Source organism: Pseudofrankia coriaricola, from assembly GCF_032027725.1.
Taxonomy (GTDB): domain Bacteria; phylum Actinomycetota; class Actinomycetes; order Frankiales; family Frankiaceae; genus Pseudofrankia.
This window is the reverse complement of the sequence record NZ_JASNFO010000044.1, coordinates 117,647-138,769: the sequence shown is the minus strand read 5'-3', so window position 1 is coordinate 138,769 and position 21,123 is coordinate 117,647. Positions and strand designations below refer to the sequence as shown.

The 21,123-nt window shown below is 71.3% G+C and carries 19 protein-coding genes, 2 pseudogenes and 1 riboswitch; of the genes and pseudogenes, 13 read left to right on the top strand and 8 right to left on the bottom strand.

Translation table 11 applies throughout. The features are described from left to right. Positions 1-108: 108 nt before the first annotated feature. Complete coding sequence (locus QOZ89_RS24215) at positions 109-1,245, top strand: PLP-dependent cysteine synthase family protein (protein WP_312625425.1); 1,137 nt, start codon at positions 109-111, stop codon at positions 1,243-1,245. Continuing rightward, positions 1,242-2,633, top strand: a complete 1,392-nt coding sequence (locus QOZ89_RS24210) for an MDR family MFS transporter (protein ID WP_312625423.1) — start codon at positions 1,242-1,244, stop codon at positions 2,631-2,633. Before QOZ89_RS24215 ends, QOZ89_RS24210 begins: the two co-directional genes overlap by 4 nt. A gap of 424 nt (positions 2,634-3,057) precedes the next feature. On the opposite strand, the pseudogene QOZ89_RS24205 reads toward QOZ89_RS24210, so the two are convergent. The 5 genes and pseudogenes from QOZ89_RS24205 to QOZ89_RS24185 form a co-directional block, all read right to left on the bottom strand. Then, positions 3,058-3,780, bottom strand: a pseudogene (locus QOZ89_RS24205) (DUF8832 domain-containing protein). 182 nt (positions 3,781-3,962) lie between these two features. Beyond that, positions 3,963-5,926, bottom strand: a pseudogene (locus QOZ89_RS24200) (copper-translocating P-type ATPase); the annotation flags it as partial. A gap of 86 nt (positions 5,927-6,012) precedes the next feature. Next, a complete protein-coding gene (locus QOZ89_RS24195) occupies positions 6,013-6,972 on the bottom strand; it encodes a M56 family metallopeptidase (RefSeq protein ID WP_312625421.1) in 960 nt (319 codons plus the stop codon). Then, positions 6,969-7,376 (bottom strand): BlaI/MecI/CopY family transcriptional regulator, encoded by a 408-nt coding sequence (locus QOZ89_RS24190; protein ID WP_083418237.1) that lies wholly within the window; start codon positions 7,374-7,376, stop codon positions 6,969-6,971. Before QOZ89_RS24190 ends, QOZ89_RS24195 begins: the two co-directional genes overlap by 4 nt. Before the next feature lie 154 nt (positions 7,377-7,530). Further along, positions 7,531-8,451 carry a cytochrome c biogenesis CcdA family protein gene (locus QOZ89_RS24185; protein WP_312625419.1) on the bottom strand — a complete coding sequence of 307 codons (921 nt, stop codon included), beginning with the start codon at positions 8,449-8,451 and terminating at the stop codon, positions 7,531-7,533. Positions 8,452-8,855: 404 nt separating this feature from the next. Between QOZ89_RS24185 and QOZ89_RS24180 the strand changes: the two genes are divergently transcribed. The 4 genes from QOZ89_RS24180 (at position 8,856) to QOZ89_RS24165 (ending at position 12,095) form a co-directional block, all read left to right on the top strand. Beyond that, entirely contained in the window at positions 8,856-9,089 is a 234-nt protein-coding gene (locus tag QOZ89_RS24180) for a TlpA family protein disulfide reductase (protein WP_071047322.1), read from the top strand. Positions 9,090-9,547: 458 nt separating this feature from the next. Then, on the top strand, positions 9,548-10,597 hold the full coding sequence (locus tag QOZ89_RS24175; RefSeq protein ID WP_083418238.1) for a C40 family peptidase: 1,050 nt from the start codon (positions 9,548-9,550) through the stop codon (positions 10,595-10,597). 94 nt (positions 10,598-10,691) lie between these two features. Next, positions 10,692-11,204: a hypothetical protein gene (locus QOZ89_RS24170; RefSeq protein WP_131803813.1), complete on the top strand. Its 513-nt coding sequence runs from the start codon at positions 10,692-10,694 to the stop codon at positions 11,202-11,204. A gap of 249 nt (positions 11,205-11,453) precedes the next feature. Next, positions 11,454-12,095: a DUF305 domain-containing protein gene (locus QOZ89_RS24165; RefSeq protein ID WP_071047324.1), complete on the top strand. Its 642-nt coding sequence runs from the start codon at positions 11,454-11,456 to the stop codon at positions 12,093-12,095. Between the two features lie 166 nt (positions 12,096-12,261). Here QOZ89_RS24165 and QOZ89_RS24160 read toward each other — a convergent pair whose 3' ends face one another. Next, positions 12,262-14,019: a copper-translocating P-type ATPase gene (locus QOZ89_RS24160; RefSeq protein ID WP_312625413.1), complete on the bottom strand. Its 1,758-nt coding sequence runs from the start codon at positions 14,017-14,019 to the stop codon at positions 12,262-12,264. Positions 14,020-14,074: 55 nt separating this feature from the next. On the opposite strand from QOZ89_RS24160, the gene QOZ89_RS24155 reads away from it, so the two are divergent. After that, on the top strand, positions 14,075-14,431 hold the full coding sequence (locus tag QOZ89_RS24155) for a hypothetical protein (RefSeq protein ID WP_312625411.1): 357 nt from the start codon (positions 14,075-14,077) through the stop codon (positions 14,429-14,431). Between the two features lie 213 nt (positions 14,432-14,644). Continuing rightward, on the top strand, positions 14,645-15,346 hold the full coding sequence (locus QOZ89_RS24150; protein ID WP_071047325.1) for a class I SAM-dependent methyltransferase: 702 nt from the start codon (positions 14,645-14,647) through the stop codon (positions 15,344-15,346). A 99-nt stretch (positions 15,347-15,445) separates the two neighbouring features. Here QOZ89_RS24150 and QOZ89_RS24145 read toward each other — a convergent pair whose 3' ends face one another. Beyond that, on the bottom strand, positions 15,446-15,778 hold the full coding sequence (locus tag QOZ89_RS24145) for a C40 family peptidase (protein ID WP_312625409.1): 333 nt from the start codon (positions 15,776-15,778) through the stop codon (positions 15,446-15,448). Between the two features lie 284 nt (positions 15,779-16,062). Here QOZ89_RS24145 and QOZ89_RS24140 point away from each other — a divergent pair, with 284 nt between their 5' ends. Further along, complete coding sequence (locus QOZ89_RS24140; protein ID WP_312625407.1) at positions 16,063-16,488, top strand: hypothetical protein; 426 nt, start codon at positions 16,063-16,065, stop codon at positions 16,486-16,488. A gap of 61 nt (positions 16,489-16,549) precedes the next feature. After that, a riboswitch (cyclic di-AMP (ydaO/yuaA leader) is annotated at positions 16,550-16,716 on the bottom strand. Positions 16,717-16,916: 200 nt separating this feature from the next. On the opposite strand, the gene QOZ89_RS24135 is transcribed toward QOZ89_RS24140, so the two are convergent. Next, positions 16,917-18,467 carry a hypothetical protein gene (locus tag QOZ89_RS24135; RefSeq protein WP_198543112.1) on the bottom strand — a complete coding sequence of 517 codons (1,551 nt, stop codon included), beginning with the start codon at positions 18,465-18,467 and terminating at the stop codon, positions 16,917-16,919. Positions 18,468-18,488: 21 nt separating this feature from the next. On the opposite strand from QOZ89_RS24135, the gene QOZ89_RS24130 reads away from it, so the two are divergent. The 4 genes from QOZ89_RS24130 (at position 18,489) to QOZ89_RS24115 (ending at position 21,073) form a co-directional block, all read left to right on the top strand. Continuing rightward, complete coding sequence (locus QOZ89_RS24130) at positions 18,489-19,127, top strand: TetR/AcrR family transcriptional regulator (RefSeq protein WP_198543113.1); 639 nt, start codon at positions 18,489-18,491, stop codon at positions 19,125-19,127. Between the two features lie 58 nt (positions 19,128-19,185). Beyond that, entirely contained in the window at positions 19,186-19,494 is a 309-nt protein-coding gene (locus QOZ89_RS24125) for a hypothetical protein (RefSeq protein WP_312625405.1), read from the top strand. A gap of 186 nt (positions 19,495-19,680) precedes the next feature. Beyond that, positions 19,681-20,052 carry a BlaI/MecI/CopY family transcriptional regulator gene (locus QOZ89_RS24120; protein ID WP_071047327.1) on the top strand — a complete coding sequence of 124 codons (372 nt, stop codon included), beginning with the start codon at positions 19,681-19,683 and terminating at the stop codon, positions 20,050-20,052. Between the two features lies 1 nt (position 20,053). Beyond that, entirely contained in the window at positions 20,054-21,073 is a 1,020-nt protein-coding gene (locus QOZ89_RS24115; RefSeq protein ID WP_083418240.1) for a M56 family metallopeptidase, read from the top strand. The last annotated feature ends 50 nt before the right edge of the window (positions 21,074-21,123 follow it).

The window sequence follows — 21,123 nt, the reverse complement described above, 5'->3', positions numbered from 1 at the left end:
TGGCTCATCCCCATAGACGGTGCCTCGTAGGGCTCCGTACGGTGCCGCAGCCGACCGTCGCCGCTGACGCCATGCACGCACGGGCATCAGCCTCGAAGGAACGCCACGATGACATACGCCTCTGTCGCTGCCCGCACACCCGTCCCGACGCGTCCGGCAGGCGCGCCCCCGGCGGCGCGTTCCCTTGCCGACGTGGTCGGCAACACGCCGGTGCTCTGGATCCCCGACGTCTGCTTCGGGGGCACAGGCGGGTTCTGGGCCAAGCTCGAAGGTCACAACCCGGGTGGGATCAAGGACCGACCCGCCCTGCACATGGTGGCGTGCGCTCGACGACGCGGCGAGCTCGCTCCCGGCCGGCCCGTCATCGAGTCGACCAGTGGGACCCTGGGACTCGGCCTCGCGTTCGCCGGAATCACGTACGGCCACCCGGTCACGCTCGTGACCGACCCCGGCATGGAGCCGATCCTGCACCGCCTGCTGGTCGCCTACGGCACGCAGATCGACATTGTCGAGCGGCCACACCCCACTGGCGGATGGCAGCAGGCCCGGCGAGACCGCGTCCAGGCCCTGCTTGACGAGCATCCCGGCGCCTACTGTCCCGACCAGTACCACAACCCCGACAACGTGGCCGCCTACGAGCGACTCGCGCTGGAGCTGATCGAGCAGATCGGACGTGTGGACGTCCTCGTGTGCAGCGTCGGCACCGGCGGACACAGCGCGGGCGTCTCCCGCGTCCTGCGGGATTCCTTCCCCGACCTGCGGCTGGTCGGCGTGGACACCATCGCCTCGACCATCTTTGGGCAGCCCGCTGGACCCCGGCTGATGCGTGGCCTCGGCAGCAGCATCTACCCGCGCAACGTCGCGTACGACGCCTTCAGTGAAGTCCACTGGGTAGCGCCCGGCGAGGCTGTCTGGGCCTGCCGGCGACTGGCTGCCACACGGTTCGCGACTGGCGGATGGAGCGTGGGTGCCGTCGCCCTGGTGGCATCCTGGCTCAGCCGGGGCACATCGTCCGACACTCGTATCGTCGCGATCTTCCCGGACGGGCCACAGCGTTACTGGAACAGTATCTATGACAATGACTACTGCGCCGAGCACCAGCTGTTGGACGTGGTGCCCGCCTGGAACCCCGATGTGCTCGACCATCCAGCCGACCGGGTCGTGCGCCGGTGGACCCGCTGCGCCCGGGTGGTCGACCCGCTGTCGCATCCCGAGCTTGTGGGCTGCCGGGCAGCGCAGCGATGACAGGGACCTGGAGCCAGATCCGGTCCTTCGACCGGCCGATCCGGCTCCTGCTCATCAACCAACTGGGCATCAACATCGGCTTCTACATGCTCATGCCTTACCTGGCGAGCTACCTATCGGTGACGCTCGGGCTCGCGGCCTGGCTGGTCGGATTCGTGCTCGGAGTCCGCAACCTCAGCCAGCAAGGACTGTTCCTGCTCGGCGGAAGCCTCGCCGATCGCTTCGGCTACAAGCCGATGATCCTCGCCGGACTGGCGCTGCGTACCGCCGGTTTCGCGCTCCTCGGCTTCGCCGAGACCATCCCCGTATTGATCATCGCGTCCGCCCTGACGGGCTTCGCTGGAGCTCTGTTCAACCCCGCGGTACGCGCCTACGTGGCAGCAGAGGCGGGCGAACGCCGGGTCGACGCGTTCGCGGTGTTCAATATCTTCTACCAGCTCGGGATCCTGCTCGGTCCGCTGATCGGGCTCGCTCTGCTGGCGATCGACTTCACGCTCGTGTGCGCCGTGGCCGCCGCGGTGTTTCTGTTGTTGACCGTCCTGCAAGCTCGGGCGCTGCCAGCGCGGACCCGAAACGAAAGCCCGGACATCGCCGGTCCTGAACCAGCCGGCGACAGGGAAACGAACAGCAAGGTTTCTCACACCGGCCGCGGCGGCGAGGCGCCACTGTCCATTATCCGGTCCTGGCGTGTCGTACTAGCCAACCAGTCGTTCCTGCTTTTCGCTCTGGCGATGATCGGGTCGTACGTGTTGACCTTCCAGGTCTACCTGGGGCTTCCGATCGAGGTCAGACGCGCGACCGGCAGCGAGACCGGGGTAACGCTGCTGTTTGTCCTTTCTGGCCTGCTCACCGTGGCCGGTCAGGTTCGGCTCACCATGTGGGTGAAAGCCCGCTGGACCCCCGGCCAGGCGATGAGCAGAGGACTGATCCTCATGGGCCTGGCATTCCTCCCGCTCGTGCTATCCGCTTCCTTCGACCAGCACGGGGCGGAAGCGGCCGCCCGGTCGCTTCCGGCCCAAGCGCTGGCGATGGTGCCCGTGCTGACCGCGTCCGCGCTCCTGGCAGTGGCAACCATGCTCGTCTATCCGTTCGAGATGGCCACCATCGTGACACTCGGCGGCGATCGCATGATGGGCACCTACTATGGCCTCTACAACACGCTCTCCGGGATAGGAATCGCCGCGGGAAACCTGCTTACCGGCGCCGCCCTCGACGCCGGGAGGAACATCGGGATCTCCGCGCTACCGTGGATCATTCTTGCGCTCACCGGTGGGCTTTGCGCGACCTCAGTCCACCGGCTTGACCGTGCCGGCCGCCTCGCTCCACCACAAGGTGTGACCGTGAAACCCGAGACATCACGACCAAGAAGTGCCAGCCGAGCGGGATGACGACGATCGGTAGGCCGCCCGCTGCCACCGTAGGCCACGTACGCTGAGATGGCGTACAGATGATTTTTCCGCGTGATCTCTCTCGGATCCGGCGGAGGAACAGTTATTTGCGGGACCTGCGCGACCGGTCCGGGCCAGATGCGGCTGGCCGCCTACCTCGCGGCCCGCGGCGGCGCTCGGGCCACTGCCGTTGGCCCGACCGGTACCGCCCTTGTGGGTGGCAGCATTGCTGACCGTCGCTGCTGAGGGCGCGGCGGCGCGTGGGTCGTCATGCTCGTACCGTGCGGAAGGCGCAGGTGACGGGCGGGCGCACGTGCACTGACGAGGCCGAGACCATCGCTGGCTGACGGATGGTGGTCCCCGCCCGTTGCCGAACGGGGACCCGCTGCCTGGCCAGGTATGAGCCGGTAGTGGCCTCGAGGTCCTATCCGACAGTGATGGTCATCGCGGCGGCGTGCAGGTTGCCGGCAGTCTGGAACTGCAGGAACAGTCGCCAGCTGCCGGACTTCGGCAGATTCGCCTCGAACGACAGGGCCGGGCCGCCGTGGTCCCCGTTGACGCTGTCCTGCGGGTGGAAGTGGGCGAAGGCCTGGTCGCTGGCGTGGATGGCGGTCAGGTGGGCCTAGGTGTCGAGGTAGGGCTGCAGGTCGGTGACCGGATTCCCGTCCTTCGTCACGGTGACGGTGAGCATGTGCGTCATCCCGGCCATCGGCTTGTCACCGGAGACGGTGAGGGTGTAGCCGTCGACTGTGGCGCTGGTCGCCGCTGCCGGTAGCGGGACGGTGGCAGCCGTTCCGGGGACGGTGACTGGTTGGCTGAGGACCAGGGGGGCGTTCGTGCCGCCGACGCGGGTGATGAACGAGGTGTACACCCGATAGGTGCCGGCTGGCGTGCCGGCCAGGTCGGCGGTCCAGGTGCCGTCGCTGGCCATGGTCGGGTGGACGTGCTGGAAGCCGGTGAGGTCGGACCGGACCAGGTAGAGGTGCATGAGCTTGGTCTGGTCCGGTTGGAAGGAGGTCACCGGCGTCCCGTCTGCGACGCGGATCTGGAACCGGAACACGCTGGGCCGGTTGGCCGGCAACGAGGTCACCGCCGGGACGAACCGCAGGCCGCTGGCCTCGGCGGCGAGCCCGTCGCCCGAGGCCATGTTGCCCATGCCGGCACCGGTGCCCGACACGGAGCCCGCCGGCATGGAGACCATGGCGGACGACGTCGATCCAGCCGAGCTGGCAGGGTTCCGGAATCGTCGCCCACGACATCTCGACTGGCCTGATCGTCTCGCTCACCGAGGGTCCAGGAGCTACGCGGACGCCGGACTGGCGCCGTCGACTATGAGGACAAGGACGCCGGTGATCCGGTGGTGCTCCCGGAGGCGGCCGGTCGGGCCACGGGGTCGGGCTTCCCCGCCCACGCCGCACTGAAGCGGCGTAGGCGTAGCGAGTTGGAGACGACGAACAGGGAGCTGGCGGCCATCGCGGCGCCGGCGAACAGCGGGTTGAGGTAGCCGAGGAACGCCACCGGTATGAGGACGACGTTGTAGGCGAAGGCCCAGAACAGGTTGCCCTTGATGGTCCGCAGCGTGCGGCGGGACAGCCGGATGGCGTCAGCGGCGCCGCGCGGGTCGCCGGAGACGAGCGTCAGGTCGCTGGCCTCGATCGCGACGTCGGTGCCGGTGCCGATGGCCAGGCCCAGGTCGGCCTGCGCGAGCGCGGGCGCGTCGTTGACACCGTCGCCGACCATCGCGACGATCCGGCCCTCGGCTTGCAGCCGCTTGACGGCGGCCACCTTGTCGGCCGGCAGGACGTCGGCGATGACCTCGTCGATGCCGAGCTGGCCGGCGACCGTGCGGGCGGTGGCGGCGTTGTCGCCGGTGAGCAGGACCGACCGAAGGCCGAGGGTCTTGAGCGCCTCGACTGCTTCGCTGCTGGTTGGCCTGACCGTGTCGGCGAGGACGAACAGTGCCCTGACGGTGCCGTCCCCGCCGGCGGCGATCGCGGTCTGTCCCGCCAGCGCAGCCTGCTGGCGGGCCCGTTCCAGCTCGGGCGGCAGTGGCATCGCCCAGTCGGCCAGCAGGGATGGCCGCCCGACGGCGATGGCGTGGCCGTCGACGACGCCTTCGACGCCGAGCCCCTGCCGGTTGGCGAACGACTCAGGCACCGGCAGCCAACCGACCTCGGCCCGAGCCACCCGAGCGATCGCCCGGCCGATCGGATGTTCCGAGGCGTCCTCCACGGCTCCGGCCAGCCGCAGCACGTCCGCCCGCGTGGCCCCGTCGGTCAGGACGACATCCACGACGCGCAGCTCACCGGTGGTGACGGTCCCGGTCTTGTCCAGGACGATCGTGTCGACCCGTCGGGTCGACTCCAACACTTCGGGCCCCTTGATGAGCAGACCCAGCTGAGCGCCGCGGCCGGTGCCGACCAGTAGCGCGGTCGGGGTAGCCAGACCCAGCGCGCACGGGCAGGCGATGATCAACACGGCGACCGCGGCGGAGAACGCGAACGCCACGCTCGCGCCGGCCGCGAGCCACGCGCCGAGCGCCGCCACCGCCAGGACCAGTACGACCGGTACGAAGATCCCGCTGATCCGGTCGGCGAGCCGCTGCACGGGCGCCTTTCCGCTCTGCGCGTCCGTGACAAGCCGGGCGATCTGCGCCAGGGCCGTGTCGGCGCCGACCTTGGTTGCCCGTACGACCAGCCGGCCGCCGGCGTTGACGGTCGCCCCGACGACGTCGTCGCCCGGGCCTTCTCCACCGGCACGGACTCGCCGGTCAGCAGTGACTGGTCCACCGCCGACGAGCCCTCCTCGACGAGCCCGTCGGTCGCGATCTTCTCGCCGGGCCGCACGACGAACCGGTCGTCTACGCGCAGCTCGCCGACCGCGACCCGGTGCTCGGCGCCGTCGGCGTCGAGCACCGCGACGTCTTTCGCGCCGAGTGCCAGTAGGGCTCGCAGTGCCGCTCCGGCGCGCCGCTTGGCCCTGGCCTCGAAGTATCGTCCGGCCAGGATCAGGGTGGTCACGACGCCGGCGGCTTCCAGGTAGATGTGGTCGGTCGCGGCGTCGCGGTCGAGGACCACCTGGAAGCCCATCCGCATCCCGGGCATGCCCGCGTCCAGCAGGAACAGCGCGACGACGCTCCAGCACCAGGCGGCCAGTGTGCCCAGGGAGATCAACGTGTCCATGGTGGCGGCACCATGCCGCAGGTTGGTCCAGGCAGCCCGATGGAACGGCCAGCCAGCCCAGAACACCACCGGAGTCGCCAGCTGCAGGGCCGCCCACTGCCAGTAGTCGAACGGATCATCCCGTCCGGGCTGACGCGCAAGAAGCGGATTGTTCCGTCCGGGCTGGGGTCCGTCACCGGCCGACGCCCTGTCCGCGGTCAGCTGACCGGCAGGGTGAGCGGGCAGTAGAGGGCGTGCGTGACGGCCAGTATTGGTCCGGCGGCCACGGCGACGGGCGTGACCAGCACGGCGGCGACCAGCACGGCTCCGAGCATGGTGCGGGCGGTGCCGAGGGGGCGGGCGGGCTGCAGCAGGCGGCGGACCCGTCCCAGCGCGGTTGGCCCGCCGGCGGCGAGGCCGGTGTCGGGGCTGCCTCCGCCGGCCAGCGCCACCAGCGCGGCGGCCACCGACAGGCGTTCATGTTGGCGGGAGGCGGCGTCGTCGGCGGCCAGCTCGACCAGTCGGGCGAGTTCGGCACGGGCCGCGGTGAACAGCGGCACGGTGGGGAACGCCCGGGCGAATGCGTCCGCGCCGGCGACAACGAGGTGGTGCCGCCCGGTCAGATGGGCCCGCTCGTGGGCGAGCACCGCGTGCAGTTGGTCGACGCTTAGGGTCTCCAGCGCGGTGGTGGTGAGCACGACCTGCCGGGCACGGCCCGGCAGGCAGTACGCCGCAGCGGCCGGGTGGGGGATCACGACGGCGTCTAGGCCGGGTGCTGGCCGGGCCAGGATGGCCAGCTTGGCGGCATGGGCGCGTCGGGCCCGGCCGGCGCGGACCAGCCCGGCCACGGCGCAGGAGCCGACCCTCAGCATCAGGACCGTTGTGAGCGTCAGCCCTGCGCCGGCGACCACGGCCCCGCCTGGTGTCGCGTACGACGCGCGCAGCGACATCACGCAGGCGCGCAGCAGCTCTGCGATGTCGCCGCTGATCTTCGCCGTGGGGACCGCCAGCGCGAGCCCGGCCAGCCCGGTCGCGGCCAGTACCGACACCGACAGCGCCTGCCACAGGCAGATCGCCAGGCGCGGCGCCCGGTCGGCCCAGGAGGCACCGACCAACAGCCGGGGGACGGCGGTGGCGAGCAGCGTCGCGTAGACGAGCAGCGGGACGGCGGCTCTCATACGGCTCCTCCTACGGAGGTCTCACCGCTGGCGTCCAGACTGCCGCTGGCCCGGCCGGCGCGAGCGAGCACGTCGCGTAGCAGCTGGGCTTCCTCGGGCGACATCTGCTCGACGAAGTGCATCAGCGTCGCCGCCCGGTCGACGCTGTCCGCGAGCGCTTCACTCATCACCTCGGCGCTGTGCATCTCCCGGGAGCGGGTCGGTTCGTACCGGTAGGCCCGCCCGGCGAGTGCACGGTGCAGCCAGCCCTTGCGGTGCAGGTTGTCCATCACCGTCATGACCGTGGTGTAGGCGATCTGCCGCTGCTCCCGCAGTTGTTCGTAGACGGCCCGCACGGTCAGCGGGCCGGGCGCCGACCACAGCCGATCCATGACCACGGCTTCCAGGTCACCTAGTCCTCGCACGCCCTGCCCCTGCTCGGCATCACAGCCCTGATCCACCGCCGCCCGCGCGTCGACGCGTCGCGCAGCGACCTACGATCGCTCATCGTAGTTCATCCGGCGGGACTGTGGACGCGGGCGTTCGCCTCGCGCTCCCGCCGGCGGTCGCGGGATGTGCCTACAACGGCGCCTGGAACCCGCTGATCAGCCCCTGCATCTGGGCTATCAACCCCGTCCACAGGCCGCTGACCTGCAGCACACCGACGGCGACGAGCATGATCCCGCCGACGCGCATGATGGCAGCCGAATGACGCCGGACCGCCGCGAACACCCGCACGGCCCGGTCGAACGCCACCCCGGCGGCGACAAAAGGCAGTCCGAGGCCCAGGCTGTAGGCGAACGACAGCAACGCTCCCCGCCCGGCGGTGCCGGTGTTGAAGGACAGGGTGAGCACCGCGGCCAGGGTCGGGCCGATGCACGGAGTCCAGCCGATGCCGAATAACACCCCCAGCAGGGGCGCGCCGGCCAACCCCGCCGCCGGCCGATAGCGGACCCGAACTGTGCGGCCCGCCAGCGGCAGCCATTCCAGCGGCCCGGCGAACATCAGTCCAAGCAGGATCGTCAGGCCGCCCAGCACCTGGCTGATCACCTGCTGGTGGATCACAAGGAGTCGGCCCGCGCCGCCGAACGCGGCGCCGTAGCTGACGAAGACGGCCGAGAACCCCAGGACGAACAGCACACTCCCGGCCAGCATGCGGCTGCGATACCACGACCGCCCCGACGAGGTCACGACCGCCGCTGATGCGGCCTCCACCGGCACGGCGGCGACGGCTAGGCCGCCTCTGGTGGACCCGTTCGCGGCGGCGGTGACCTGCCCACCGCCGCGGGTGGACTGGCCGGGGACAGTCTCAGCCTGATGGGGCTGGCGGGCCTCGGCGCCACTCACCCCGGTCACATACGACAGGTAGCCAGGGACCAGGGGCAGGCAGCACGGCGACGCGAACGAGACCACCCCCGCCGCGACCGCGATCGGAAGCGCGAGCAACAAAGACCCCGAGGTCACCACCGACCCCACGCTGCTACCTGCCGCTAGCAGCATCCGTCCACCGTTCCCTCCCGTCGCACGTCCCCGTCCGCGACCGGCTTCGACGGGCCGTAGAAATGCTGGCAACTATAGCGCATAGTAGACCCGTGTGCCGCTGGTTCGTCCCCGTGGTCACCCCGCTTGCGCTGGTCCTGATCGCCGGGTGCGCGAACCGCTCCGAGCGGGCCTCGGGCGCGGTGGACTTCGTTCCCGGACACGGACCAGCGCGGGTCTGCTGGCGCCGCCGAGTCGTCCCCTGGCACCACCGTTGTCCGGCCCGGCGGTGTAGGACGGCTGAGTCGACCTCGCGGCGCTGCGCGGTCAGATTGTGGTCATCAACGTTTGGGCGTCCTGGTGCGCGCCGTGCCGTGCCGAGACCCGGGGCTGGTCGCCGTCTACAACACAGACCCACCTACGGGGTGGCCTTCCTCGGCATCGACATCCGCGACTCGCAGGCCACGGCGACGGCGTTCATCGGCGATCACCACGTGCCGTATCCCAGCGTGTACGACTCGACCGCCGCCTGTCTGGCGGGCTTTCGGGCCTTGCCGCCCGCCATCGCCCCCAGCGCGCTGATCGTGGACCGTCGGGGCCACATCGCCGCACCGGTTCATCAATGCCGTCACTCCTGGCGATCTGTAGCCACGTCCTGACGTGGCCGCTTGCGGAGCCGACGACTGACCCGATGGCCACAGAGGCCGGGCCGAGCGTGCAGGTAGGTGCTCGGCCTTCCGCCGCGACCGCAAGAACGATGATCGATCGTAGGAGTGCTTCCGCTCGCTTCCCTAGCCCGCGTGCCGGGCTGGGCGACTATCGACGCTTCCACAAGGAAAATTACGCCAAGTGCCTATCTGCGGGGAACGGCCGGTTTGAGGTGACCCGCCCCTATCTACTACGGATCCTAGTGGTCTAGGGTGACGTGGTCAGCAGCGCCGGGCCGCGCCAGTCCTGCCTCGAGTCCGGCATCTCGGACATCGCGGCCGGGCGGGAGCGGGAGGCGAGCCCGCGCGGATCCGCCGGTGCTCGCCGTCCTCGAACTCCTAGAAACGAGACGGGACCGGACCGGGGACCGGCGCGCCGCCTCGATGGCGGACCTAAGGAAGGACGTGCGTTGCCTGCTCCCTACAGTGACCGTTCGTCCGCGGGCGAGGCCTGGCCCCAGCATGGTCATCGCCCCCGGCGGCCACCGGCCGAGGCGGTCCGACGTCCCGCGGGCTGGGCACTTCGCCTGACGCGGCGGCAGAACCGGGTAGCCGCGATCGCGGCCCTGACAACCAGCGGCCTTGCGGTCTCGACTGCCAGCTTTGCCGCGACGGTCACGACCACCGGTAGCGACGCCGGTCCGGTCGGCAGCGCCCCGGTCACCCAGGCGGCGATGTTCGGCGCCAGCGCCGGCGCCGATGTCGCACCGGCCGCCGAGCGTGCTCCCGGCTCGCTCGCGGCGGCGCTCGCCAACCCGATCCCCGACTTCACCACCACGACGATCGAGGCCGAGAAGTCCTCCATCGCCCCGAACGCGGAGGCTCGGTTCACGATCCACGTCCGCGACGCGACGACGGAAGCGCCGGTCGCGGGCGAGGAGGTGAACGTCGTCGTCGTCGCCGGAACACGCTGGTCCAGGAGTGCGACGCTGCGGACCGACGACGAGGGGATGGCGCGGATCAGCGCGCGGCTGCTGTCGACCACCACGGTCACGGCGGTCTTCGACGGCGGGGCCACGCTGCGCCCGTCGGTGGCCGCCGCCGCCACGGTCACCGTCACCAGCCCCACCGCGAACCGCCCCACCGGGGTGGCCGCCATCCCGGGCAGCACGATCGGGGCCAAGGCGGTCTACCTGGCGTCCCTGCTGAAGGGGAAGCCGTATGTGTGGGGTGCGACGGGCCCGTACGCGTTCGACTGCTCCGGGTTCTCCCAGTACGTCTACAAGCAGCTCGGCCGCTACCTGCCCCGGACCGCGCAGCAGCAGTTCGAGGCGACGCTGCGGGTGCCGCAGTCGGCCAAGCAGCCCGGAGATCTGCTGTTTTTCGGCACTCCCGACAACATCACTCACATGGCCATCTACGCAGGCAACGGCTATATGTGGGCGGCACCGCAGACCGGTGACGTCGTGAAGCTGGAGCCGATCTACACGTCTACGTACTGGGTCGGCCGCGTGCTGTAGATCTCTGTGACCGACATCCCGGACGAGAACAGCACATCGCTGTTGCGCACGTGACGCGTCAGTGGCCGCCGTGTGGATCTGGAAGGATGAGGCGGTGACCAGCCCAGCTCGTCGCACGGCCAGTCTCCTGGCTGTCCCCCGTGTCGGGGTACGCAGCCTGGTGCTGGTCGGCGCGGTGCTGCTGGGGATCCTGCTGATGCACGGCGGGCTGGGCACTCACCTCGGCGCTGGCATCATGATGGAGTCCCGGGCCGGCATGGCGCCGGCCAGCGGCGAGGTGGGCATGGCCCCGCCCGCGCCGGCGCTGTTGGTCTCGATGGCACCGGATCCCGCCCCGACCCAGCATGCTGACCACGATGTGGGCCTGGCCGGCGCGGCCATGACGCTGACAGCCATTCCCGGCCATGACGGTCATACGGGTGAGCTGTGCCTGGCGGTGCTGCGCTCCGTGGTGCTGTTCGCCGGTCTGCTGCTGGTGTTGCTGTTCGTCGGTGTACGCGGCGGTGAGGCGCAGCCGGGACCGCTCGCGGCCGGTCGGGGCCGGCTCCGATACCTCTCACGGCCGACTGGGCCGTTACTGTCCGCCCTGTGTGTGCTTCGTCTGTAAATCGACGCCCACGCTCGCGCTGAAGGCCATCCGTGGCGTGCCGCGGCCCGCGATCCACATCGTGGGTCGCGTAGCAGGCTTGGCTGCCTGCCCGTCACATGGCGTTCGTGCCTGTGCCTGTCACACGGCGCGCGCCGCGCGTCCGGCGGATGACGTCGGGCGGCGGACCCCTGTCTGGCATGGATGCGCGGGCGATGACGCGTCCCCGTCCGAGAACGGACATCCAGACGACCTCCTGCGAGGGATTTCATGAAGCGACTCGTCATGCTGCTCGGTGCCGTGCTGGCCGTCGTCGTGCTCGCCGCGTGCGGCGGCACCTCGACCGGTGCCGGCGCCAGCTCCGGCGGTTCCATGAGCTCGATGGGCATGACCGCCAGTGAAGATCACAACGCCGCGGACGTTGCGTTCGCACAGGGCATGATTCCGCATCACCAGCAGGCCATCGAGATGGCGGACCTCGCCCCCACCCGGGCGTCCTCGCCTGACGTGAAGGCACTGGCCCAGAAGATCCGCGAGGCCCAGGCCCCGGAGATCACGACGATGACCGGCTGGCTGACCAGCTGGGGTGAGCCAACGGCTGCGCCCAGCGCCAGCGGCGGGATGGATATGGATCACGGCGACATGTCGTCGATGCCGATGGCCACGCCCAGTGCCTCGACGGGCGGGATGATGAGCGACGAGGACATGTCGATGCTGGAGAACGCCTCCGGCCGCGACTTTGACCGGATGTTCCTCACCATGATGATCCAACACCACCGGGGCGCGATCGCCATGGCGACCACCGAGCAGCGCGACGGCCGCTACGGCCCGGCCCAGCAGCTGGCCGGGGCGATCGTGACCAACCAGACCGCCGAGATCACCACCATGCAGACGCTTCTCCAGAAGATCTGACGACTGGTCTGGGTGGTGGGCTCCGCCGACCGGATCCCACCACCCAGGCGCGACCGGCGCGGCATGATTCCCATTGCCACCGTCTGCGGTATCGACAGCGCGATTCACCGGCGAAAAGAACCGAAAACGTATCTCACCGACCGGTGGGCAATCGCTGTCGAAGGACCTACCTCGCCGGGAGAACCGGTGGGCCTTCGGCTGTGACGGTGGAGACCGCTGTCGCCGGCCCAGGCACGGCGACCGTGCGGGGTAGTCGCAGACGCTTGAGAAGGACGGCGTTGACGGCGACGAGGAAGCTGGAGCCGGACATGGCCAGGGCGGCGATCTCCGGCCGTAGGGTGAGCCCGGTGGCAGGCTCGAAGACGCCGGCGGCGATCGGCAGGGCGATGGCGTTGTAGCCGACAGCCCAGCCGAGGTTCTGGCGCATCTTGCGCAGCGTGCCGCGGCCGATGAGCAGCGCGGCCGGCACGTCGAGTGGATCAGAGCGCATCAGGACCACATCGGCGGTCTCGATCGCCACGTCGGTGCCGGCGCCGATCGCGATGCCCAGGTCGGCGCCCGCCAGTGCCGGGGCGTCGTTGACGCCGTCGCCGACCATCGCCACCCGCCGTCCGGCCTGACGCAGCTCGGCGACCTTGGCGGCCTTGTCACCGGGGAGCACCTCGGCGATAACGGTGTCGATGCCGAGCTGTTCGGCGATCCGCCGCGCCGTCGCCTCGTTGTCGCCGGTGAGCATGACAACCTGGACGCCGGCGTCCTGCAGCGCGCGCACCGCCTGGGCCGCGGTCGGCCGGGGCGCGTCCGCGAGCGCCACAACGCCGGCTGCCCTCCCGTCCACCGCGACCAGCACCGCGGTCCGGCCACCCGCGGCGAGCCTGTCCCGGCGTTCGCCCAGCTCGCCAGCCTCGACGCCCTCCCGCGCCATCAGCCGCAGGTTCCCGACCGCGACCCGGTGACCGTCCACCGTGGCGACGGCGCCGTGCCCGGGCACGTTGACGAATCCGCTTGCTGGCGCGGATGGCAGGCCGCGGGCATCGGCATACCGGACGACCGCGGCGGCGAGGGGGTGCTCGGACTCGCGCTCCACCGCCGCAGCGAGCCGCAGCAGGTCATCCTCGGCGACGCCGGCCGCGGCGACGACGTCGGTGACCTCGGGCTCTCCCTTGGTCAAGGTGCCGGTCTTGTCCAGAACCACAGTGTCGATGCGGGCCGCGGACTCGACCGCGGTGGCGTTCTTGAACAGGATGCCGCGCCGCGCCCCGAGACCGGTACCCACCATGATCGCGGTCGGGGTCGCGAGCCCGAGCGCGTCCGGGCAGGTGATGACCACGACCGTGATCGCGAACAGAATCGCCTCGCGGGCCGGTCGACCGGTCGCGAACAGCCAGACCAGCAACGTGCCCAGCCCGCCGAGCAGAGCGACCAGCACCAGCCAGAACGCGGCGCGGTCGGCCAGCCGCTGCCCGGGGGCCTTACTGTTCTGCGCCTCCTGGACGAGCGCGACGATCTGCGCCAGCGCCGTGTCGGCGCCCACCTTGGTCGCGCGGACCCGCAGCGTGCCGTTGGTGTTGACGGTCGCCCCGATGACCTCCGAGCCGGGCGCCTTGTGCACGGGCAGGCTCTCGCCGGTCACCATCGACTCGTCGACGTCCGACTCGCCGGCCTCCACCACCCCGTCGACGGCGATCTTGGCACCGGGGCGGACCAGCAGCAGGTCCCCGACGACGACCTCGGCGGTGGGCACCGCGACCGGCTCGCCGTCACGTACGACGAGCGCCTGCTCGGGCGCGAGCTCGAGCAAGGCTCGAATCGCGTCGTTCGCGCCGCCGCGGGCGCGCATCTCGAACCAGTGGCCGAGCAGCACGAACGCGGCGAGCAGGGCCGCGGCCTCGTAGAAGACCTCGCCGCCGCCCGTCAGCGTCACGACCGGCCCCTACGCCCGGGTCCGACATCCCCAGTACGACGGTCTCCTTCTCGTCATGGTCGGCTTCCTGCTGCAGTGGCCGACCATCCCCACACTGGTCATGTTCCCGATCCTGGTCGCCGTCTACGTTCGGCTGGCCCGTAGCGAGGAAGGGGAGGTGGCCGCGCGGTTCGGCGAACGCTGGGCGGCCTATGCCGCGTCTACTCCGGGGTTCCTGCCACGGCGCCGTCACGGCGACACGGGCACCGGCGGCGCCGAGGGCACCGGCCCTGACGCCGATGGTCGCGCGAGCGCCGGCCGGATCTTCACCAGGACTGACGTCACGGATGCCGACGCCGCCGTAGGCCGGCGCGATGACGGCGCGTCCGCGGCGCGGGCACCCGCCCGTGGCGACCACGCCTCCCGCCGGTAGAAGCGGGTACCGCCCGTTCTAAGTAGCGCGAGGACGCACCTGTCATTGACAGCACCACTCGGCGGCTCCGGCCAGGCTGTGTCGCGGTCCACTCCGCGACCTGCACCGCCGCCTCCTCTTCCTGGTCGGCAAGCAGGCTGATTGGTGGCCTGGTGTCCGGACGCGGCGCGGCTCAGGCTGGGAAATAAGGACGACGCGGCGGGAGCGGTGTGAATGGTGAGAAACGATCTGTCGGCCCTGCAGCATCCCCGGTTCGCCCGGTCCTACCCACGGATGAGTGCCGAGTCCGACCGGCGTGGCTCGGCCGCCCACCGGGCCCGTCTGCTCGCCGGACTCGCAGGCCGGGTGCTGGAGCTCGGGGCCGGCCACGGGCCGAACTTCGCCCACTACCCGCCGGAGGTGCGCGAGGTGGTGGCGGTCGAGCCCGAAGACCGGCTGCGCGGACTCGCCAGCCAGGCCGCGGTGGACGCGCCCGTGCCGGTGCGCGTGATCGCCGGCCAGGCGGATGCGCTTCCTGGGTGCGACGGAGAGTTCGACGCCGTGGTGGTCTCGCTGGTGCTCTGCTCGGTTCCCGACCCGGCCAGTGCGCTGGCCGAGGTCCGCCGGGTGCTTCGGCCGGGTGGGCAGCTGCGGTTCTACGAACACGTGCGGTCCGAGCATCGACTGGGAGGGCTGGCCGAAGATCTCATCACGCCGCTGTGGGCGAAGGGCGGCGGTGGCTGCCACCCGAACCGCCGGACGGCCGAGGCCATCCGCGCCGCCGGCTTCGTCGTCGAGGAGATCGACCGGTTCGCCTTCCGGCCCTTGCGGTTCCTTCCGCCAACCGCCCACATCCTCGGCCGCGCCCAGCGGCCACTCGTCGACGACGCGGCCGCAGGTCACCAAGCGCAGGAGGCCGGGCACGAGGCCGGATGACCGCATCGTAGGGACCGATCACCGACGGGTCCTCGCTCGGATGCCGCCGCGGGTGCCCGCGGGCCGGACGGTGAACCGGCCGCGGGCACCCGTCTGGGGCTACCGCACCCGGCCGACGTAGTAGGACGAGGTCCAGATGGTCTCGAGTTTGACCACGTCGCCGCTCTTCGGGGCGACCCAGATCTTTCCGTCGCCCGCGTAGATGCCCTCGTGGTAGATCGACCCCGGCTCGCCGAAGAAGATCAGATCCCCTGGCTGTTCGGAGCCACGTGAAATCCGAGTCGTCGCCGCGAACTGCTGATCGGTTGTACGGGGCAGCGTGATGCCGAGCTGCTTGTAGACGTACTGGATCAACCCCGAGCAGTCGAAGTTGTACGGGCCCTCCGCTCCGTACACATACGGCTTGCCGGCCTGTAGTGATGCCAGGTACACCGCCTTCTCCCCGATCGTCGTCGCGCCGGTGGGCGCGTCGGCGACGGTCTCGCCCGCGGGCCCCCCGGCCGCGACCCGGGCGGCGGGGGGGGGGGCGGCGCCGGGCCCCCCCCGGGGCCCCGGGGGCGGCGACCGGGGCGGCGGTCGCGGGCGGCGCCGGGCGGACCCGGACGACCGCGGCATCGGAGGTCGCCGCGTCCAGCTCCGGGCCGCCCGCGAACGTCGCCCTGATCTGGGTGGTCGTCAGGACCCGCGCCGTGTAGCTGGCGTAGCCGCCCGCGTCCGTGCGCAGTGCTTTGAACGTCGTCCAGCCGTTCGGGAACAGCGCCTGGACGAGGATGTCCTGGTCCGCGAGGGCGCCGCCGCTCCGGGTGGTGAACCGGAAGCCGACCTCGACCGGCTCGTCGGCGTTCACCGTGACGTCCGGGACGGCCGGCGTCAGCGAGACCGCCGTGCGCACATGGAAAGAGACCGGCAGAGCCGACCCGGAGGTGGAGGCCGCGGAGGGAGTCGTCGCGGTGCCCAAGGCCGCGCCCAGGGAGTTCGCGGCGATCCGGTGCGCTCCGGTGTCCGTGTCCGTCGCGCCGGGGCCGAGGGAGCCAGCCAGCGCTACCCCGGACACGGCCACGGTGCCCGTGGTGATCACCGCGGCGGTGGCGCGGCTCGAGGTCCGAGCCAGCAGCGTCCCCGAGCGGGCGCGCGCGCGGTGACGACCGCGCCGGGCCGTGGGGGGACTTGGTTCGGACGTTTGTGGTTCGCGTGCCTGCACGTGAAACCTTCCCCAGACGCCTGCGAGGTGAGCTGTCGGGTTCGGGCTGGGAGCCCGGCCGGCCGTGTCCATCACGCCCGGCTTCACCCCAAGGGCACCGCTGGAGGGATGCGGCGCCCGGTGGAACGTGGTTCCCCCGCTCCTGCCCCGGCTGCGTCGGAGGGGATCGCCGGACCGGGGGCAGGACTCGGCGTTCGGTCCGACGGCGATAGCGGGCACAGCCTAACAACTACACGTCATAGTAGGTCGCGTGGGGTGGATGGCACCGGTTGCGGCCATCGGAACTGCTCGGACCACGAACCCCCGCAGTCGACAGCCGGGACGACCCGCGGCCCTGGCAGGCAAGGCGGGCGTCCGCGCCAGCGAGAATCAGGTCGACCGGTGATCTTTCTCCGTCGCGGTGGCCGGTGCCGGGACGGCCAGGGTTCGGGCGACGCGACGGACCTGGGTCAGGAGAAACCCGAGCAGGGCAAGCCCCAGCGCATAGAGCGCGGCGCCGACGGCGATCTGCTCGGCGGCGGCGTCGTTCGCGTTGCCGCCGGACGGCACGTACAGCTCACGGCGCTCGGTGACAGACCCTGGCCGGCTGGCATCGAGCGGCACCCAGGCCTCGACGTCGGCGCGCGACGCGTCGTGGAACTCGGCGTAGACGAACCAACGGCCGGTGGGTGCCACCCGCAGTCGGCCCGAGAAGGCGCAGCCGTCCGTCGCGCGCAACACGCCGGTCACGGTTTCCCCGGCGCGGCGTGCCACCAGCCGCCGGGGAACGAGCCGCGTGCACGCGTGCGCGGTGGGAGCGGACGAGTTGGCGGTGCCCGCAGCGGGCGTCGCGGCGGAGACGGTCGCGGCGAGCGTGCCCTGCCCGTCGGAGATGGCGGTAAGCGTCACCGGGGCGATGGGTCGCCCTTGGCCTGGGTCGTGCGCTGACGCGGGTCTCGCCCACGTGGCCACCAGCATCACCGCGATCGGAAGGACCAGGAGGGCGGGGCCGGGACGCCGAGGAGCGCGTGCCGTCGCGAGCAGGGAGAGAGCGAAGACCACGATGACGGGGACAGCGGTCGTGGCTACCGCCCTCGCCGGGACACTGGTCAGGCCGGTTGCCGCGGCGAGCCAGCTCGTCGCGGCGACGCCGGCCGCGCCGGCGGCGAGCCGTGTCGCGGTCAGGCGGAAAGGCAGCTCGACCAGCGCGAGTCCGAGAACCGCGACCGGGAGGTCCGGGCTACTGCGGCCGAGGGCGACGAGCCCGGCCGTGACCGCAAGCCGGACCACCACGTAGCCGACGACGGCGCGCGCCACCGGCAGTGGCCCCGGCACCGCGGCCCTGATCACGGCCACGGCGACCAGCGTCCCCGCGATCAGCACGGGCAGGTACAGGACCTCGTCGAACTGCGGGACGTCGGTCTCGAATTCCAGGACCGGCACAGCGGTGCAGCCAAGGACGAGCGCGCCGGCGGCCGAGAGCGCCCAGCCTGTGCCACGGCCGTGCCCGGAGCCGAGGAGGACGCCGGTGACAAGAGCGAGTGTGCCGAACACACCAAGCATGTGCGGTGGGCTCCACAACACGGAGTCCCGCCCGAAGGCCGAATGCCAGGCGGCGTCGATCGGCGCGGAGGTGAGCGTCAGCGTCCCGCCGAGCCCGGCGAGCAGCAGCGGCCGGTGGCGTAGCACCACACCCACCGAGCGGGTCGCGCGCAGCGCGGCCACGCCCCAGGCGACGACACCCACGCCCACCACCGCCACCGAGCCGTACAGCAGCAGATGCGGCGGGATCGTCGCGCTGTCGCGCCCGATGTCGGTGTGCCAGGCGTCATCCCAGTAGGTGGCGAACAGTGCCGCCGTGCCTACCAGCGCCACCAGTGGGAGCACGCCGGACGGCCCCGCCGTGGTGAGACGCTGATGTCGCGAAACTGCGACGTCCATGTCGCAAATATGATTCAGGATGTGAACAGACGTCAAGGGGCGACTATCGAGCCCGCGCTGGTGGACGCGACCGCCGCCGCGATCAGTCGGTGGGGGCTGGCCGACGTCACGCTCGAACGGGTCGCGACGCAGGCCGGCCTTTCCCGGGCGACCCTGCACCGCCGAGGTGTGACCCGTGACGCGCTGGTCGATGCCCTGACGGCGCGGGCCGCCGAGGAGTTCCGCGCCGCGGTGTGGCCGGCCATCACCGGACCAGGCACCGCCGCCGAGCGGCTGCGCGCCGCACTTGACGGGCTGTGTGCCGCCGCCGACGCCCACCTGGAGCTGCTGGCCGGGCTGTTCCTCGCGCGGGGCGAGGTGTTCCACGAGCCCGGCCCGGGCACCCTTACCATCGACACGTTCGCCGGGCCGTTCGAGCGACTGCTCCGTGACGGCGCCCTCGACGGCTCGCTGCGCGACGTCCCGCCGACCGTGACCGCCACCGTGCTGTTCAACACAGCCGGCTGGGGATACGTGCACCTGCGCGCCAGCCACCGGTGGCCGGCCCAGCGTGCACGCACGGCGGTGATCGACCTCGTCCTGCGCGGACTCCTCGTCGGCGAGTCGCCGGGCGCGGCGGATCACAAGGCGGCGGCGATCGACGTCAACGACATCGGATAGTACTATCTTATGTAGTTGATTGTCTTTGACGGCTGCCTACTTTCGGACGGTTCCTGACATGCCCAAGAGGTCACGTCGTGACGGCGAGCCCGCCGCGCCGACGCGGGCCGACACGCCCGCGTCGGGACTGACGGCCCAGGAGCGGAAGGCGGCCGAACGGCGGGCCCGCTACCAGCGCAAGCGGCGGATCATCCGGACCGGCCAGGTGCTGATGGCGGTCGGCGTGGTCGTCGCGCTGGTTCACTGGCTGGCGCACCTGGAGACGTTCGGCGGCCAGCCGTCGGGGCTGGTCGACCTGGTCGCCGGCTACCCGGCCGCGGCGGTGGTCTTCCTCGTCGGGGCCGTGGCCGCGGGCCAGCGGCAGTAGCAAACCGCCCAGAACCGCCAGGCCGGCCGACCGCGTCGGTCCGACGTGCCTCAGTGGTTTCGTCGAATGTGTTCCCTGATAGCCGCCGATCTGCCCGGTAGATGGCCGCCGAGCCGTGACACCATCGCAACGTCCGGAGATGCGCGACGGCGCACTCCGCATGGGCGGGCGGGTGATGGAGGCGGAATGGAGCTGTTCGGCGACCTCGAGGCCGAGGTGATGGACCGGATGTGGGCACGCGTGGAACCGGCCACCGTGCGCGACATCCTGGAGGAGCTGCAGCAGGCTCGTCCCATCGCCTACACCACGGTCATGACGGTGATGGACCGGCTCTTCCAGAAGGGCTGGCTCACCCGGGAGCGGGTCGGCCGCGGGTACGTCTACGCCACGACGCTCACGCGCAGCGAGTACACCGCCCGGCAGCTGAACGAGGTGCTGTCCGGCACCGACAACCGCGGGATGGCGCTGCTGCACTTCGTCCGGTCGATGGACGCCGCCGAGGCCGAGGCGCTGGGCGACGCGCTGCGCTGGCGGGCCCAGGAGAAGGGCACCGACTGACGTGGCGGCCCCGCTGCTGACCGGCTACATCCTGATCATGCTGTTCCTCGCGCCGCGGCTGCTGCGCGCCGCCGGCTGGACCCGCAGGGCACCGAGGCTGGGCATCGGCGTCTGGATCGCCGCATGCCTGTCCGCGGTCGCCGCGGTCTGCCTCGTCGGCGCCCTGCTGGTCGTGCCACTGCTGACCGTCGGCCACGCGATCATCTCGCTGGCCATGGCGTGCGGCATCTCGCTGCACCACGTCTCCCGCACCGCCTTGTCGCTGGCCATGGACGCAGCCGGAGTCGGTGTCCTGGCGGTGATCGCGGTGCGCATCCTGTACGCAACGGCGACCGTCGCATGGCCGCAGCGGCGGTTGCGGCGCCGGCACGCCGCCGCGCTGCGGATACTCGGCCGTCGCCACCCCACCCGCGACGACATCCTCGTCGTCGAGCATCCCGTCCCGGCTGTCTACTGCCTGCCCACGCGGCGTCGCATGGTCGTCGTCTCCGAGGGCGCCCTCGCGCTGCTCGACCCGCCGATGCTGGACGCCGTGATCGCCCACGAGCACGCCCACCTGCGCGGCCACCACTACCTGATCACCACCATCACCGCGGTACTCGCCCGGGCCTTCCCCAGACTGCCCCTGTTCACCGCCGCCGACGACGAGGTACGCCGCCTGGTCGAGATGGCCGCCGACGACAGCGCCGCCCGCCGCACCACCCCACGTACCGTCGCCCGCGCCCTGCTCGACCTGGTCGCCGGCCAGGTACCCGCGCCCGCGCTCGGGATGGCCGGCGTCGGTGCCGCCGAACGAGTGCGCCGTCTGCTCGCCCCCAGCCGTCCCCTCAGCCTGGCCGCGCGCTACCTCGCCGCCGCCGGCGCCGCCGCACTGCTACTCCTGCCGGTCGCCGTGCCGACGGTGCCAGCCCTCGTCGACGACGCGACCCACTGTCCCCCGGCCGCCATCGCCGCGGACGTCGCGGCACACGCTCCGCGCGCTGATCTCGCAGCCTGGCACGAGCACGCAACCGAACATTGATCGCCGCGACCTCGACAGGGCCATCTTGATGCGGTCGGCCAGCTTCTGCC

Coding starts and splice junctions, on each gene's coding strand:
- QOZ89_RS24155 (WP_312625411.1), top strand. CDS start 14,075: ATGGTCGGCTTCCTGCTGCAGTGGCCGACCATCCCCACACTGGTCATG.
- QOZ89_RS24165 (WP_071047324.1), top strand. CDS start 11,454: ATGAAGCGACTCGTCATGCTGCTCGGTGCCGTGCTGGCCGTCGTCGTG.
- QOZ89_RS24125 (WP_312625405.1), top strand. CDS start 19,186: ATGCCCAAGAGGTCACGTCGTGACGGCGAGCCCGCCGCGCCGACGCGG.
- QOZ89_RS24185 (WP_312625419.1), bottom strand. CDS start 8,451: ATGCTGCTAGCGGCAGGTAGCAGCGTGGGGTCGGTGGTGACCTCGGGG.
- QOZ89_RS24150 (WP_071047325.1), top strand. CDS start 14,645: ATGGTGAGAAACGATCTGTCGGCCCTGCAGCATCCCCGGTTCGCCCGG.
- QOZ89_RS24215 (WP_312625425.1), top strand. CDS start 109: ATGACATACGCCTCTGTCGCTGCCCGCACACCCGTCCCGACGCGTCCG.
- QOZ89_RS24195 (WP_312625421.1), bottom strand. CDS start 6,972: ATGAGAGCCGCCGTCCCGCTGCTCGTCTACGCGACGCTGCTCGCCACC.
- QOZ89_RS24210 (WP_312625423.1), top strand. CDS start 1,242: ATGACAGGGACCTGGAGCCAGATCCGGTCCTTCGACCGGCCGATCCGG.
- QOZ89_RS24120 (WP_071047327.1), top strand. CDS start 19,681: ATGGAGCTGTTCGGCGACCTCGAGGCCGAGGTGATGGACCGGATGTGG.
- QOZ89_RS24135 (WP_198543112.1), bottom strand. CDS start 18,467: ATGGACGTCGCAGTTTCGCGACATCAGCGTCTCACCACGGCGGGGCCG.